The organism is Runella defluvii (assembly GCF_014195535.1).
Taxonomy (GTDB): Bacteria; Bacteroidota; Bacteroidia; order Cytophagales; family Spirosomataceae; genus Runella; species Runella defluvii.
This window is the reverse complement of record NZ_JACIBY010000003.1, coordinates 607,191-624,140: the sequence shown is the minus strand read 5'-3', so window position 1 is coordinate 624,140 and position 16,950 is coordinate 607,191. Positions and strand designations below refer to the sequence as shown.

The following is a 16,950-nucleotide window of genomic DNA, read 5'->3' as shown; positions in this document are numbered from 1 at the left end:
AAGATAAAGCGATTTCGGTTATAGAAAGGAGCTATTGACAAAACGAATGTTTGTTTAAACTTTCGGAAAGTTGGCGTAACTTTGCAAACTTCACAATAAATGAAGCTTGATTAGTGTTTAATTAATGAACCAAAAGAAGTTCAAATGAAGTATAGCTATTTCGTCGTCGCTGCGTTGATTCTTGGTATTACAGCCTGTACTACATCGAAACCTACCCCTCCACCGCCACCACCGTCCGAACCTACGATTCTGACCATTGGCGGGAAAAAAATCACAACCGATGAGTTTTTTCAGTCATTTACCAAAAACCAGTTTTCGGACGATACCACCAAGCCCACGGGCATTAGCGAATACCTACAACTTTATACAAACCTTAAATTAAAAGTATTGGGCGCTCAAAGCGCAGGGCTTGATACCGCGGCTAGTTTTCGTGAAGAAATGGCGTCTTATCGCCAGCAACTTGCGCAGCCGTACTTGATGGACAAGGCGTTGGTGGATAATTTGGTGGCGGAGGCGTATGAACGAATGAAGCAAGAAGTTCGTATCGCGCACATTATGCTCCCTGTTTCGCCTGATGCTTTACCTGCGGACACGCTGTCTGTGTTTCGTGCCATCAGCGAACTTCGTGGGCGCATCATTCAGAAAGAAATTGATTTTGAAAGTGCCGCTAAACAATATTCCAAAGACCCTATTTCAAGTCCAAAGGGGGGAGATTTGGAAAGTTATTTTCCTGTTTTTAAAACAATTTACCCGTTTGAGACAGCTGCTTTTACGTTGCCTATAGGGCAAATATCTAATCCTGTGCGTTCGCGGGCGGGGTATCACCTGATTAAAGTACTTGAACGCCGTCCTGCGCGTGGAAAAGTACAGGTGGCGCATATTTTGGTGAGCGTTAGTTCGAGCGCAACGGAAGCGGGGAAAATCGCAGCGAAAGCCAAGGCAGAAAAAGCGGCGGCCTTACTTCAACAAGAAGCGTGGGAAATTGTGTGTCGTGATTATTCGGACGATGCCACCACCAAAAACGAAGGGGGCGTTCTGCGGGAATTTGGGCCAAGCGAAATGGTGCCTGAGTTTGAGAATACGGCATTTTCTTTGAAAAATGTGGGTGATATTTCGGCGCCGTTTCAATCAAATTATGGTTGGCATATTGTCAAATTGCTTTCCAAAAAGCCCATTGAATCATTTGCCGAGGCGGCTCCTCAAATTCGCCAAAAAGTAACCACCGATTCAAGAAGTGAAGTAATCCAACAAGCACTTATCAAAAAGCTAAGAGCTTCATATAAAATAGTGGAAGCAGAACCTATTCGTGAAGCAGCTCTTGCCAAATTTGATTCGTCTATCTTAAACGGTCAGTGGAAGTTTATCGAACCTCTCAGCGCAACGCTTGACAAAAAAGAGCTGTTTCGTATTGATAATGAGTCGTTTTTGGTAAATCAGTTTTTAGAATACGTACGCGATTTTCAGCGACCTGCTGCGCCAAACTCGTCGCCGTTGGTTGTTGGGCAACGTTACTATCGTACGTATTTGGAGAAAAAGCTGATTGAAGTCGAAGAGAAAAATTTAGACAAAAAATACCCTGAATTTAAAGCACTTGTGACGGAAATGAACGATGGTTTGTTGTTTTCTCAAACCATGGAAGCCAACGTTTGGCAGCCGTCGTTGTCGGATACCCTCGGGCAGCGGAAACTTTGGGAACAAAACAAACAGAAATACCAGTACCCAGAGCGCGCATTGGCGACAATTTTGGTGTCGGATAGCGATTCACTCCTGAAACGTGCGCAAGAATCGCTGAAGTCTGCGCCTTATCAACTTCGTCGCAAGGGGACAGACCTCATTTTTGATTCAAAATCGACGATATTGACCGAAAAACACCGCGAAGCGTTGGTGGATGTGGCAATGACATTGATGAACAACGAAAATTATGTGGTAGAGGTATCGTCGTTTGCAGGAGCAGAAGAAGCTGACTCTGTGTCGGCGGCTCGCTTGAAAAATGCCATCAAGGCTTTGTCAGGAGATGGCGTATCGTTGACGCGAATTATTGAGAAAGACAATGGGAAATACAAACCCGTAGCAACCGATACGCGCAACCGCCGAATTAGTTTTCAGTATTTTAGCAGTTCAAAAAAAGACCTTGAAAAAGCGCTGAATGCCCAGAAGACAGGAGTAATTAGCATCACCGATGGTGCTTTTGCGAAAGGAACAAATGCGTACTTAAATGCGGGCCGTTGGGAAGCTGGAATGCAACAAGTAAACGTAAATGGGAAAAAAGCCGTTATTAACATTGAGAAAATTGAACCTGCTCGTATCAAAACTTTTAATGAAGCGCGGGGAGCAGTGATAAATGATTTCCAAAAACAACTCGAAACAAATTGGCTTAATCAATTGCGCCAAAAATTTGGCGTACAAGTAAACGAAGAAGAATTGCGTAAACTGTCAAAATAAGCAGTCCATTTAGTATTATATGAAAAATACCCTCATTCAACGATTCAGTAGCCTTACCCTCGTATTGGTGTTTATTAGTTGCCTTTCGGGCTGGTCACAAGGCAAAAGTGTCAGTGTCAACAAAGTAATCGGAAAAGTAGATAACTACTACATCCTTCGCTCTGACCTTGAAAACCTTATTTTACAATACCAACAACAAAACCAACCTGCGCCCAACCAATGCCAAGCATTGGAAAGTTTGATTATCCGTAAAATGCTCCTTGCCAAAGCTGAAATTGACTCGGTGGAGGTGGAAGACAAACAAATTGATAATCAAATTTCGGCTCGTATGGAATACATGGCCAAACGCTTTGGTTCAGAAAAGAACATTGTGGAGGCTTATGGCAAAAGCATTGAGACGCTAAAAGCAGAGCTTCGCAGTGAAATCAAGGAAGAAATGCTTTCGGACAAAATGCAAAACAAAATTACGGAAGCAATCAAAGTAACGCCGAGTGAGATTCGCAAGTTTTTTAATGCGATTCCAAAAGACAGTTTGCCGTTTATTCCTGCGGAGGTAGAAATTGGACAAATTGTGCGTTTTGCAAAAGTGACCAAGGCGCAAAAAGATGAACTTCGTAACAAGTTGTTGGATTTTAAGCAACGCGTTGAAAAAGGAGAAGATTTTTCTGGCTTGGCGTCGGCTTATTCAGAAGACATTGGTTCGGCACAACAAGGCGGAGATTTAGGGTTTGCCAAGCGCGGGATGATGGTGCCAGAGTTTGAAGGAGCAGCGTTGAAACTCAAACCGAACGAAATCTCAGAACCGATAGAGTCAGAATTTGGCTTGCACTTGATTCAATTGCTCGAAATCCGTGGGGCAGAATACCACGCGCGTCACATTTTGTTGCGCCCTGATTACAACCGCATGGATTTGAGTGAACCACAGCGTATTTTGGATAGCTTAAACCGAGTGATTAAAACAGACACAACGGCTAAATTTGAAAGATTGGCCAAAGATTGGTCGGAAGACAAAAATACTGCCGACGCGGGAGGGCTCATCAAAGATGCACAATCGGGCGCGTCGCGCTTGCCATTGGATGCTTCTATGGATTATAACTTGTATATGATGTTGGATACCATGAAAGTTGGCACGATAAGTGCGCCATTGAATTACCGTACGGACGATGGTAAAACGGCCATGCGCATCGTCTATTATAAGAGTAAGTCAGACCCGCACACGGCGAGTTTGAAGTTAGACTTTGAAAAACTTAACAACATTGTTTTGGCAAACAAAAAAACAAAGGCGGTGGATGAGTGGTTTAAAAAAGCAGTAGCTGACGTATTTATCAAAGTTGAACCTGAATACCAAGGATGTCGAATATTCGGCATTTCCCCCGATGACAATTGAAAAAATTAAATCCCCCATCTATTAACTCATAAACCCTTTAGATGAAATGAAGTTTAGTTCTGACGTTGCAGCTGCCGAAGCTTTGAAAGAATCCTATGAAAAACTCCGCACCGAGATTGGAAAAGTGATTGTAGGTCAAGATGAAACAGTACGTTTACTTTTGACGGCCATTTTTTGCCAAGGACATTGTCTGCTTGTGGGGGTACCAGGGTTAGCAAAAACCCTGTTGATTCAGACAATCTCGAACGCACTTGATTTAAGTTTTAACCGTATTCAGTTTACGCCCGACTTGATGCCTTCGGATATTTTGGGGTCGGAAACGTTAGACAACGAGCGTAATTTTCGTTTTGTGCGCGGGCCTGTGTTTGCCAATATCATTTTGGCGGACGAAATTAACCGTACACCGCCCAAAACGCAATCGGCGCTTTTGGAAGCGATGCAAGAATATGCCGTGACCGTGGCAGGTCAAAAGCATGCGTTGAGCCGTCCGTTTTTTGTGTTAGCTACGCAAAACCCCATCGAGCAAGAAGGAACGTATCCACTTCCTGAAGCGCAATTGGACCGTTTTATGTTTATGGTCACCTTGGATTATCCTTCGTTCCAAGAAGAATTAAACATCGTAAAAGCAACAACTGCCGACAGCAGACCCACGGTAAACAAAGTAATTTCGGGGGCTGAGATTGAAGCATTCCAACACTTAGTGCGACGCGTACCTGTGGCAGATAATGTGGTGGAATATGCCGTAAAATTGGTTCACAAAACCCGCCCTAACGGGGAGTTTGCAAGTGCAGATACCAAGAGTTATTTGGAATGGGGAGCGGGCCCACGTGCGTCGCAAAACCTCATTTTGGCGGCCAAATGTAATGCCCTTATCAATGGCAAATATTCACCTGACATTGAAGATGTGAAAGCAGTGGCGGCACCTATTTTGCGCCACCGTATCGTGCGTAACTTTAGAGCCGAAGCCGAAGGCATTTCATCCAATGAAATCATCAAACGATTGGTCTAAATTTTGTTCATAAATAGTCGTCATTTTGGCCGTCTATTCCCCATTTAGAGGAGAATAGACGGCTTTTTGTTTGTATGACTTTGTACCGTTTAGAAACTTATCGGGTAGGTTTATGACAAAAACTCAATTAATTAGTACGACAAATGATTTTCGTTCGTACCTTGCAGCCCCAAAATCAACCTCCAATTAACCGTTATGCCTCCAAAAATTCGCAAAGAGGACGCGCTTTACTACCACTCGAAGGGCCGCCCTGGCAAAATTCAAGTTGTGCCAACCAAAGAGACCAACAACCAACTCGACTTGTCTTTGGCATATTCTCCTGGCGTTGCCGAACCCTGTATGGAGATTCACCGCAACGTAGAGGATGTCTATAAGTACACCGCCAAAGGTAACTTGGTAGCAGTTATTAGTAACGGAACCGCCGTTTTAGGCTTGGGTAATATTGGCCCAGAAGCAGGCAAACCCGTGATGGAAGGGAAGGGCCTTCTGTTTAAAATATATGCCGACATCGACGTGTTTGACATCGAGCTTAACACCGAAAACGTGGACGAGTTTGTGCGGACTGTCAAAATTATGGAGCCAACCTTCGGGGGCGTAAACCTTGAGGACATTAAGGCACCAGAGTGTTTTGAGATTGAACGTCGTCTCAAAGCCGAACTGAATATTCCTGTTATGCACGACGACCAACACGGTACGGCCATCATTAGTGCGGCTGCCTTGTTGAATGGCCTCGAAATCGTGGGCAAAAAAGTCGAAGATATTCGCATCGTTGTTTCAGGTGCGGGTGCCTCGGCTAGTTCGTGTACCAAGCTGTATATGGCATTGGGCGTTCGCCGCGAGAATGTCGATATGTTTGATAGCAAAGGGCATATCAATACCGCCCGTACGGATCTGGATGACCTTAAAAAAGAATTTGCTTCAGAGCGCCGTTTTGCTTCCCTTGCAGAGGCAATGGTAGGAGCCGATTTGTTTTTAGGTTTGTCAAAGGCCAATGTAGTATCGCAAGACATGGTACGTTCGATGGCCAAAGATCCAATGGTATTTGCGATGGCCAACCCTGATCCTGAAATTCCGTATCCTGATGCGGTAGAAGCCCGCGAGGACGTGATTATGGCTACAGGTCGCTCGGATTATCCCAACCAAGTAAATAACGTACTCGGATTTCCGTACATTTTCCGTGGCGCATTGGACGTACGTGCCAGTGAAATTAATGAAGAAATGAAGTTGGCAGCCGTGCGCGCATTGGCCGAATTGACCAAAAAGCCCGTCCCAGATATTGTCAACTTAGCTTATAATACGACCAACTTGACGTTTGGGCGGGAGTACATCATCCCTAAACCCGTTGACCCGCGCTTGCTTACGACCGTAGCACCTGCCGTTGCCAAAGCAGCGATGGACAGCGGGGTTGCCAAAAGCCCAATTGCCGACTGGGATGCGTACATTCAGCAGTTGGAAAAGCGTCTAGGCCAAGACAATCAGATTTCAAGGGTGATTATCAGTAAAGCCCGTAAAGCGCCAAAACGCGTTGTATTTGCGGATGCTGAAAATGTACAAGTACTCAAAGCAGCCCAACAAGTGCGCGATGAAGGAATTGCATTCCCTATATTGCTTGGGAAAGAGGAGCGTATTCGTGCCATCATTGAAGCCAATAAGCTTGACATGGCCGATGTGCCTGTGATTGATCCATACAGCTCCGAACAAGCAGAAAACATTGACCGCTATGCCGAAGCGTATTTCAAAAAACGCCAACGCAAAGGGGTCAATCTCATTGAAGCGCGTAAAATGATGTACTATCGTAGTTCGTTTGGGGCAATGATGGTGGAAATGGGCGAAGCCGATGCACTCATTTCTGGTTTGACCCGCAACTATCCCGACACAATTCGCCCTTCGCTCCAAATCATTGGAAAAGAACCTGGCGTGACAAAAGTAGCAGGGATGTACATCCTTCTGACGCGTCGTGGGCCGTTGTTTTTGGCTGATACGACGGTGAATTTCAATCCGACGGTAGATGATGTCGTCGAAATTACGGAACTCACGGCACGGGCAGTAGAGCGTTTTAATATCAAACCACGCATTGCATTGCTCACATATTCTAACTTTGGAAGCGCCAAAGGAGAAGATGCTGAAAAAATGAGCGCAGCCGTGGCAAAACTCCACGCGAAGCATCCAGACATGATTGTGGACGGTGAAATGCAAGCGCACTTGCCCTTTGATACAGAACTGTTACGCGCCAACCACCCTTTCTCAAAATTGGTGGACGACGGAGCAAATACACTTATCTTCCCTAATCTTTCGGCGAGTAACATTGCCTATAACCTCCTCAAGGAAGTAGGTGAATACGAGGCGATTGGGCCGTTGTTGTTGGGCATGGGCAAACCCGTTTATGTCTTGCAGCTGGGTAGCTCGGTTCGTGAGATTGTCAACATGGTGGCCATCGCAGTAGTGGAGGCGCAGATGAAGCAATAGGTTTATAGGTTTCCTGTTTGAAGTTTGGGGTTTCCTGTTTGGACCCAAAGTGGCGGCGGTTACTAATAACCGCCGCCAAGGTTTCTCAAAACCTTAAATCCCAAACACGAAACCCAAAACTGTAAACCCCAAACCTTTTCCTGATTTTTATCATAGTTTGAATACGCAGCAGTGGGTAGATTTGGCTTCAACCCAAATGAACTAGTATGGCTGCACTACATGATTTTATTGATACCGACAAAACCTACCAATTGGTTGTTGAAAGGTTCGGTGATTCTTCCCTGCAAGACAAAGAGCAAAAAGCAGGAAGCAAAGTAATCGACATGAATCCTGAGCTAATCGAGCTCATTTTAGATTTATACAATAACGAAGAAGACTTTCCTTTTGAAAAAATGCAGAAGTTCTCGATTGGAGAAATTCTGGCCTATTTACAAGCGACTCACCGTTATTATCTTACCAAAAAACTTCCCGAAATTGAGCAGTCGTTGGTGCATATTTTTAGCAAATATGGACAAAGCCATCAGCTATTGGCGAGTTTGGCCTATTTCTTCAATGACTACAAGACCCATTTGATTGAGCACATTCGGATGGAAGAGAAAGAGCTGTTTCCTTATATTCAGAAACTCATTGAGGTTTCAAAACAGCCCGCCGAACTTCGGACTTCAGCCGAAAAATCGAACTTTAGTATCCAACAATTTATTGATTCCCACTCGCCCATCGAAGACGAGCTGCAAGAAGTAAGTCAGATGATTCGGCGTTATTCTGGCGAAGAATCCGTGCCTTTGCCGTATAAAATTTTCTTGAACCAAGTGGAGCTGTTTGAATTGGAACTTCGTAAACACGCCATCATCGAAGACCACGTTTTGGTACCAATGGCGCTTGAACTGGAGCAGCAATTGAATTGAGCCAACTTTTTGGAATACTTCCTCTTTACCTAAAAGACAAAGCCAATGGGGGTGTGTGAATGCAAGACCTTCTAAAACACATAGAGCACATTAGAATAAACACATAGTGAACAAAGAAGGCAGCTGCATTGCCCCCGTTGTGCTTGAGTACTTAACTAACAATCAACTTCTTTCTCAATCGCCATAAAATGCGTCAAAAGACCGTCAGTGTTGTGGATGGGGAGAATGGTTACTTGGCACCAATAGGCTTCCCCATTTTTACGGTAGTTGAGAAGTTTGGTCGCTACTTGCTCGACATTCGACAACTTTTCGCGTATCAAGTGCAGCGATTTTGTGCTTGTTTTTTCACCCTGCAAGAACGTAGGTTTCCGTCCGATGACCTCGTTTTTGGGATAATGGGTCATTGTTTCAAATTGCTTACTTACCCATACTATTTCTTGGGATAAGTCGGTGATTACTAGGATATAATTGTTTCGTAAGAGTTGTTTTGTTTCTAATTCTAAATCCCATTGAAATCTTTCAGAAAGGGTCGAGATGGATTTATAATCTTCCCCTACTTCTATTTGCTTTTGTAACAACGGATGGGCAAAATCCCAGCTTAATAAAGGAGCGATTGAAGAATTTTTATGAAAAGGTTTGGAAGATGGAAAGTGAAACATAACTTTTGTCGTTTTTTGGAATTACCCTACGTTCAGGTAAAATGTTTAAACCAAACGTAGGGTAATTTGTTTAAACTTCTTCGTTGATGGTTTCTCTCACGTGTTGTGCTGCTTGTACCATGTTTTTGAGCGCCCTCTCAGTTTCTGGCCAACGGCGCGTTTTTAAACCACAGTCGGGATTGACCCAAAGATGATCAGCGGGGAGTACGGCCAATGCTTTTTCTAACAATTGCACCATTTCCTCGACGCTGGGCACGCGGGGGCTGTGGATGTCATACACGCCTGGGCCAATTTCGTTGGGATAGTTGAAGGTATAAAAAGCCTCCAATAGCTCCATTTGTGAGCGGGACGTTTCAATCGTTATAACGTCCGCATCCATCTCCGCAATGGATTCTATGATGTCATTAAACTCCGAATAACACATGTGGGTATGGATTTGGGTCTGGTCAGCCACTGCGGAAGATGCCACCCGAAAGGCTTTGACGGAATGATCCAGATAGGCTTGTCGGTCGCTTTTGCGTAGCGGAAGTCCTTCACGCAGCGCAGCTTCGTCGATTTGGATGATTCGAATACCTGCTTTTTCCAAATCCAATACTTCATCACGAATCGCCAAGGCAAGCTGAAACATTGTTTCACTTCGAGCTTGGTCGTCCCGAACAAACGACCATTGCAAAATCGTAATTGGCCCCGTCAACATGCCTTTCACTGGTTTTGAGGTCAGCGATTGGGCGTAAGTAGCCCATCGTACGGTCATGGGGTGTGGGCGTTCAATATCGCCATAGATAATTGGTGGTTTCACACAACGTGAACCATAGCTTTGTACCCAACCATTTTGCGTAAAAGCATACCCTTCCAACAGTTCGCCGAAATACTCCACCATGTCATTACGCTCAAATTCGCCGTGTACCAACACATCCAAACCTATTTCTTCCTGCCATTTTATCGCTTCTTTTGTGTGGTTTTCGATGATTTCCTCGTAGTGTTGGGGGGAAATCTCGCCGCTTTTGTAGCGAGCGCGAAGCTGACGAATGGCGTCTGTTTGGGGGAATGACCCAATGGTCGTTGTGGGGAACGTGGGCAACTGCAAGAACGCTTTTTGAAGATGTTGACGGGTTGAGAACGGACTTTTACGCTGGGTATCGGCCTCGCTGAGCGCATCAATGCGTTGTTTTACGTGCGGCTTGTGAATCAATGGCGACCTACGCCGACTTTCGATGTCTGCTTTATTTTGTGCCCATTTAGCGTCGTTTCCTTGGGTAGCGATGAGGTATAAATCGTTGATTTCTTGAAGCTTTTGTTTGGCAAAAGCCATCCATTGCTTTATCTCAGAGGGAAGTCTGGTTTCGTCTTTCTCCAATTCCAAATCGCAGGGCGTATGCAGCAAGGAGCAAGAGGGCGCAATCATTACCCTTGCTTCTCCTAACTTATCAATGGCTTTTTGGATGAAAGTGAGAGAACGGGTGTAGTCGTTTTTCCAAATGTTGCGTCCGTCAACTACACCAAGCGACAACGACATAGGTTCGTGAATGGCTGTTAATAGGTTCTCAAATTGACTGGGGAAACGTACCAAATCGACATGTAGCGTACAAACTGGCAAAAGAGAAGCTACCAGCAGGTTGTCGCGTAAGCCATCAAAGTAAGTAGCCAGCATAATTTTCAGTTGGGGGAAACGGGTACGAATCGTGCCGTAGGCCGTTCGGAGGGCGTCTTTTTCTTTGTAGCTTAAATCAAGTGCAAGGCAGGGTTCATCGAATTGAATCCACACGGCTCCTTGTTGGGTCAGTCGCTCAATGATGTCGTAATAGACGGAAAGCAAGCGAGGTAATAATTCTAAGCGGTGAAAATCGGCTTCTTTTTCTTTGCCCAAAAGCAAGTACGAAACAGGCCCTAAAAGCACGGGTTTCGTCAAAATTCCTGCCGATTTGGCTTCATCAAACTCATTGAAAATTTTGTCTGAAGAAAGGCTAAACGTCTGATTTTTGGTGAACTCAGGCACTAAGTAATGGTAATTGGTATCATACCATTTGGTCATTTCTAACGCTTTGATGTCAAGCCCCTCTTTTTGGTAGCCCCGAGCCATAGCAAAATAGACATCGAGGGAATTGTTTTGAGGATTGGCATTTAAGATTTCTTGGTAGCGAGCAGGAATAGCACCCACGGTTAGGCTGAGGTCGAGCACATGGTCGTACAAAGAAAAATCGTTGGACGGAATGAGGTCAATGCCTGCTTGTTGTTGCAGCTGCCAGTTGTGAAGGCGGATTTGGCGGCCTGTTTCTAACAGTTCGGTTTGTGAGATTTTGCCCGCCCAGTAGGCTTCACAGGCTTTTTTGAGCTCGCGGCGGCTGCCAATGCGAGGATACCCAAGGTTGTTTTTGAGCATAAGAGTAAAAGGAGTTGAATGAAACAAAAAAGTTGAAAAACTTATTTGCTCTTTCCTTACCCACTGCCTGACGTCGGCTTCGACTCGTGAAAGCCTCCGTCAATTCGTTTTTGGCAAGTGTCTCGACTTATCGCTTTGGGCGATTTACGGTTGCACGTCAGTTCGTGAGTTACACACGATTCCTTTTTAATTCAGCAAAAACAAATTCCGCTGAAACCAAAAACGGCAATTGATTGAAAGAACTTCTGCAAAGGTAGAGAGAGAATAAAATGGAAACATATAAAGTTTATTCTTGAATAGAAATTAACAAAAAATAATCAAATATATTAAATATAAAAGATTATATAATTGTATAAATAAAAAATAATAGATAAATAATCTTAAAACAATTCTCCAATTTATTACCCAAAAATTACTGTGCCACAACAGCCCATTTTGAAGAAATGATGGTATGTAAGAATGAATGATGTACTTTTACAGTTAAAACCATTTCCTTTCATTACTACCTATGTCAACATCCCCCAAACCAGTGCGCGTCCTTGTCGTTGGATGCGGTAACATGGGCGCCTCTCACGCCACAGCCTATCATAATTTTGAAGGTTTCGAAATTTGTGGTATTGTCTCAACGGGAAAAAGTAAAGAAGTTCTAAACGAAAAATTAGGGGGCGGTTACGCATTGTATTCCGATTATGCAGAAGCCCTTCAAGCGACTCAACCCGACGCGGTTTGTATCTCCACCTACCCCGACACGCACGAAGCGTTTGCCGTCATGGCCTTTGAGCACGGCTGTCACGTATTTATCGAAAAGCCCGTTGCTGATACCGTCGAAGGAGCGAAGCGCGTGGTAGAAGCAGCCGTGAAAGCCAATAAAAAATTGGTGGTAGGGTATATTTTGCGCCATCATCCGTCGTGGGAAAAGTTTGTGGAATTGGCACAAACGCTTGGTAAGCCGTTGGTAATGAGGATGAATCTCAACCAGCAAAGCCACGGCTATATGTGGGACGTACACCGCAATTTGATGAAAAGCCTTAGCCCAATCGTGGACTGCGGCGTGCATTACATCGACGTTATGTGCCAAATGACCCGTTCAAAACCAGTGTGGGTATCGGCCATTGGCGCTCGCTTGACCGACGATATTCCTGCGGGAAATTACAATTACGGACAACTCCAAATTCGTTTTGAGGATGGTTCCGTAGGTTGGTACGAAGCAGGCTGGGGCCCGATGATGAGCGAAACGGCATTTTTTGTGAAAGACGTGGTAGGCCCTAAAGGCTGCGTGTCGATTGTAGCAAAAGATGCAGGTGGGGCGGGTAAATCGGACAACGTGGACGCACACACCAAAACGGAGTCGTTGCGCTATCACCATGCTGATATTGACGAAAACAACGCATTTACAAAACCTGATGAGTGGATTAACCTGACCGACGAGCCAGACCACCAAGAGCTTTGTAACCGCGAACAAGCTTATTTCTTAAAGGCAATCGTAGAAGATGTTGACCTAACCGACCACATGGCGGACGCCGTAAACAGCCTTCAAATCGCGTTTGCGTGCGACGAATCAGTGCGTACGGGCGAAGTCGTTCGTTTATAATATTATTGGCTAAAGTAAAGGGCAGAAGGAACTCATTCGCCCTTTACTTTAGTTTTTCTTGCCCCTTGCCCCTTGCCCCTTGCCCCTTGCCCCTTGCCCCTTGCCCCTTGCCCCTTGCCCCTTGCCGTGCGACGGTCCGACTCTTGCCTCTTGCTTACTTAGGTAACCCGAGCAGATACCCTGCCAAATCCGACAAATCTTTTTCTTTTAGCCCCAACGATGACGGTTCAGGCATCAAGCTATTTTTAAGTTGTTGACGAGAAGCAATTTGTGACGCTTTAATGGCCGATGTTTTGCCCGCAACATCCCTGAGGAGCACATTCGCCCCGTCGCCCACCACAAAACCGTAGTACGTATTTTTGTCTTTGGTTTGAATAATCCACGGTTCGTAGCCAAAGGCCAAACTGGCGCTTGGATTGATGATGGCGTCTAACAATCCCTCTTTATCAAACTTTTTCCCAATCAAAGTCAAATCAGGGCCAATTTCTTTCCCGTCTTGCTGAAAGCGGTGACACGACGTGCAGTGTGTTTGAAAAATCTGTTTGCCTTTACCAAGGTCGGCGGGAAAGCTTGCGGCTAAGCTTACCGACAGTCCTTTTCCGCTTGGACGTGGAAAATAATCGCCCGCCATCATCCGAATACTGCGATCGGGATTGTTAAAAATGGTTTGAGCAATGAGCGGCCGTAGCTCTTTCGGAATTTTGTTCTCACTGGCGGCAGCGAGTAGCAATTGTCCCCCAAATACATCCCCAGCAAGCGTTTTTGCCGCCTCTTCGCGTTTTGCGATGGGGGCATTGGCATCGGTCATGATGTCTTTCCAAGTCAACATCTGTTTTTGAGCGGGACTGAGTTGCGTGGCCGCCGCTTCCTGCCAATCAAGCAACGACTGCCAATCGTTGGTTTTGCGGAAATTGACCCAATAAAACGCCTGTTCGGCTACGTCTTTCAAGGTACTTTTGGTTAAATCAAGCATGGCAAGCGCGGCCGATTTGTCTTTTATAAACGCAATGGCGGTGATGGCTCGTTTGCGCTCTTCAGAAGAGAGAGTTGGAGAGGACGCTCGCGTTTTTAAATCGACCAAGGCTGCTTTTGGATGAAGTCGCCACGCCATCCACGCTTGTTGGGGCGTCCATTTGGCGGCATTTTGAGGCCATTGAGGACGAACTTTCTGGAAATAACTTTCTTCTTTTCCGTCCAAAGCCGTTCCTAAGGCTTCTAAATAATAACGGTCTTTTCCATCAAAAGCAGCTTCGAGCGGCGAAATCAGACTTGCCATAGCAGCGTAAGGAACATCCCGCAACGAAATGGCAATTTCGCGGTAAAGTGGGAGGGAAGCCACTTTGAGCGCTTTTTGGCACAAATCCACTTGTTGGGCTATTTCTTGGGGCGAACTTGAAGGCGTAATGTCGTGCTTCAACGCCCGAAATGCCGCAGTTTGGAGCCGAGCGTCAGTACTTTGAAGCAGAAGTTGTTCTACTTCGGTTTTTCCAGCTGCCCCCAATTGAGCCAACAACCACACCGCGCGCGCTTGCACAAACGGATTGGCGTCTCCCAGCAAGGCTTTGACGGCGGGAATTACTTTTTCGCCTTGGGCTTGTAACGCCACAAAACCTAGGTTTCTGACGTTGATGGCGGGGTTTTTAAGGGCTTCGATTTGTCCCTTGACCGAGCCGAGATCTAAGGTGGGTGTACTTAACTTTTTGCCTTTGGGCGTGATTCGGTAAATCCGTCCGTAGCCTTTTTTATCGTGCATTTGGTGGCCACCTACCACGGGGTCGTACCAATCGGCGACGTAAATAGCGCCGTCTGGGCCCGTAGCGGCATCGCTGGGGCGGAACCACTTACGTTTGTCTTTGCCCGTTTCGTGCCAAATGTAGTGTTCTTCGACTTTGGGAAAGCTACTGATAAAATCGACCCGTTGAGAAAAGTCAAAACCAGCCCCTTTGGCTTTAGGCCAATACGCCCATACCACATTTCGACCTGCTTCGCAGCTGAGAACGGTACCTCGGTATTTTTCACCCAAGGCGTCGCCTTCATACACGAGCATACCCGTGGGAGAGCCTGCGCCCGTGTTGTCACCCGCGAGCAAAACGCCAGGGTCTTCTTGGTGCCAGTGGGTCGTAAACATGTCTTGGCTAGGTCGTCGGTCGGCCTGCCAAGTACGCGTACCGTCGGCACTAAAATAGCCTGCGTTAGAGCCTTCCATGACCCAACTCGTGCGGCACGTGACTACTTGGTCGTCGTTATCATTTTGCCAATAATCGCCGTAGCTGTCGATGGCTATTTCGTAACTATTCCTAAAATTGTGCGCCATTACTTTGAGACCCGTTCCGTCGGCATTCATCCGCAACGACAGGCCACCTACCCAAATTCGGCCATCGTCGCTTTTTTGATTGCCTTGGTTTTCTTTGTTGTAGGGTGTTCCTCCTGTATAAATACTCCCCGAGCGCAGTGTCCAACCACTTTTATCGTTGACATTGTGCGGTCCCGCATTTCCTGTGTTAAAATGCCACCTTCCGTCGGGGCCAGCCGTGAGCGAATGCAGCGAATGGTCGTGGTCGAGGCCGCCAAAACCCGTTAAAAAAATCTCTTTTTTGTCGGGAATGTCGTCGCCGTTTTCGTCGGTATAAATGATAATATTGGGAGCGCAGCTTACCACCACTTTATTGCCAATGACCCCAATGCCCAGCGGTGCTACCAAGTCTTTGTCTTGGACAAACACCTTCGATTTGTCAGCCTTCCCATCACCGTCGGTATCTTCCAGAATCATGACTCGGTCGCCTTCGTTGAAGGTGAGCTTTTGGTCAGGTTTATTGTTAAAATTGCGGTAGTTGACGGCCTCCGTAATCCAAACCCTCCCTTTGGCGTCAATGTCCATGTTGGTAGGATTGTAAAACAACGGTGCTTCGGCCCAGAGGGTAGCTTCAAGGTCGTCGGGAACATAGACACGGTTGGAATCGGCAGCACCTTCCGCTCGGTATTCGTTTTGGAGGGTATCCGTTCCTGTGAAAGAAAAAACCGAAACAAAACCCAGTAATAGTATGAGTTTTATTGCTGTATTTTGCATTGCTGGTTGGGGTTTTAGGGGCGAATGAATGCTTATGAAATAAAGTCTCAAAAAGGTCTAAGATACTCGCTACTTATTATAAAGAGTTTGTGAGTGGCGTCAGATTCTCAAATCTGACGCAAGAGGTTTCTCAAAACCTCGTTTGTAAGGGTTTTGAGAAAGCTGAGTCGGTTGGTTTTGAGAGACCTGAGTTGGTTGGTTTTGAGAAACCAACGGCACATCACGAGAAACCAACGGCACCTCACGAGTGGCGTCAGATTCTCAAATCTGACGTTGGAGGTTTCTCAAAACCTCGTTTTCAAGGGTTTTAAGAGACCCGAGTTGGTTGGTTTTGAGAAACCAACGGCACATCACGAGAAACCAACCGCACCTCACGAGTGACGTCAGATTCTCAAATCTGACACTAGAGGTTTCTCAAAACCTCGTTTGTAAGGGTTTTGAGAAAGCTGAGTTGGTTGGTTTTGAGAAACCAACCACACATAAGATTTTGATTTACAACGGTGCTTAGACACGAAGAAAAAGATGAAAACATTAGCCGATTTACTTTTACTGGGCGACCCGCGATTGTACGAGGTATGTGCCCCTGTTTTACCCGAAGAGTACGACGAGTTGTTGGGCTGGGTGGCCGACCTCCACAATGTAATGCAAGAAGTACGCACAAAATATGGCTTTGGACGAGCCATTGCTGCACCGCAGCTAGGAATTATGAAACGGTTGATTTACATGAACATAGACCGCCCCGTAGTTTTTATTAATCCAGAACTGGTGAATTTGAGCGAAGAAACGTTTGAGCTGTGGGACGACTGCATGAGCTTTCCCAATTTGTTGGTTAAAGTAAAGCGCCATAAGTCGTTGACCATAAAATATTTCGATGAACACTGGCAGCCGCAAGAATGGCCGATGGAAGATGCGTTGTCAGAACTTTTGCAACATGAATACGACCATCTTGATGGCATTCTGTGTACCATGCGCGCGATTGATACACAGTCGTTTCGTTGGAGACCTACGCCCTCGAAGTAGTAGGCTTCGTAAATTCGTAGGTAA

At 45.8% G+C, this 16,950-nt stretch carries 10 protein-coding genes and 1 riboswitch; of the genes, 7 read left to right on the top strand and 3 right to left on the bottom strand.

The annotated features are described in order from the left end of the window. Nucleotides 1–144 precede the first annotated feature (144 nt). From FHS57_RS10085 to FHS57_RS10065, 5 genes are all read left to right on the top strand, one after another. Nucleotides 145–2,442, top strand: coding sequence for a peptidylprolyl isomerase (locus FHS57_RS10085; RefSeq protein ID WP_183973076.1), 2,298 nt, complete (start codon nt 145–147; stop codon nt 2,440–2,442). Between the two features lie 19 nt (nt 2,443–2,461). After that, nucleotides 2,462–3,829, top strand: a complete 1,368-nt coding sequence (locus FHS57_RS10080) for a peptidylprolyl isomerase (protein ID WP_183973074.1) — start codon at nt 2,462–2,464, stop codon at nt 3,827–3,829. A 46-nt stretch (nt 3,830–3,875) separates the two neighbouring features. Then, entirely contained in the window at nt 3,876–4,838 is a 963-nt protein-coding gene (locus FHS57_RS10075; protein WP_183973072.1) for an AAA family ATPase, read from the top strand. A 195-nt stretch (nt 4,839–5,033) separates the two neighbouring features. Then, nucleotides 5,034–7,304, top strand: a complete 2,271-nt coding sequence (locus FHS57_RS10070) for an NADP-dependent malic enzyme (protein WP_183973071.1) — start codon at nt 5,034–5,036, stop codon at nt 7,302–7,304. Between the two features lie 206 nt (nt 7,305–7,510). Beyond that, complete coding sequence (locus FHS57_RS10065; protein ID WP_183973069.1) at nt 7,511–8,209, top strand: hemerythrin; 699 nt, start codon at nt 7,511–7,513, stop codon at nt 8,207–8,209. Nucleotides 8,210–8,364: 155 nt separating this feature from the next. Here FHS57_RS10065 and FHS57_RS10060 read toward each other — a convergent pair whose 3' ends face one another. Further along, nucleotides 8,365–8,868 carry a PAS domain-containing protein gene (locus FHS57_RS10060; RefSeq protein WP_183973067.1) on the bottom strand — a complete coding sequence of 168 codons (504 nt, stop codon included), beginning with the start codon at nt 8,866–8,868 and terminating at the stop codon, nt 8,365–8,367. 70 nt (nt 8,869–8,938) lie between these two features. After that, complete coding sequence (gene metE, locus FHS57_RS10055) at nt 8,939–11,248, bottom strand: 5-methyltetrahydropteroyltriglutamate--homocysteine S-methyltransferase (RefSeq protein WP_183973065.1); 2,310 nt, start codon at nt 11,246–11,248, stop codon at nt 8,939–8,941. A 95-nt stretch (nt 11,249–11,343) separates the two neighbouring features. Then, a riboswitch (cobalamin riboswitch) is annotated at nt 11,344–11,484 on the bottom strand. Between the two features lie 272 nt (nt 11,485–11,756). Here metE and FHS57_RS10050 point away from each other — a divergent pair. Then, nucleotides 11,757–12,839, top strand: a complete 1,083-nt coding sequence (locus FHS57_RS10050) for a Gfo/Idh/MocA family protein (RefSeq protein WP_183973063.1) — start codon at nt 11,757–11,759, stop codon at nt 12,837–12,839. Nucleotides 12,840–12,993: 154 nt separating this feature from the next. Here the strand turns inward: FHS57_RS10050 and FHS57_RS10045 are convergent, their stop codons facing one another. Beyond that, on the bottom strand, nt 12,994–15,906 hold the full coding sequence (locus tag FHS57_RS10045) for a PVC-type heme-binding CxxCH protein (RefSeq protein WP_183973061.1): 2,913 nt from the start codon (nt 15,904–15,906) through the stop codon (nt 12,994–12,996). A gap of 522 nt (nt 15,907–16,428) precedes the next feature. On the opposite strand from FHS57_RS10045, the gene FHS57_RS10040 reads away from it, so the two are divergent. Continuing rightward, on the top strand, nt 16,429–16,926 hold the full coding sequence (locus FHS57_RS10040; protein WP_183973059.1) for a peptide deformylase: 498 nt from the start codon (nt 16,429–16,431) through the stop codon (nt 16,924–16,926). Nucleotides 16,927–16,950 lie beyond the last annotated feature (24 nt).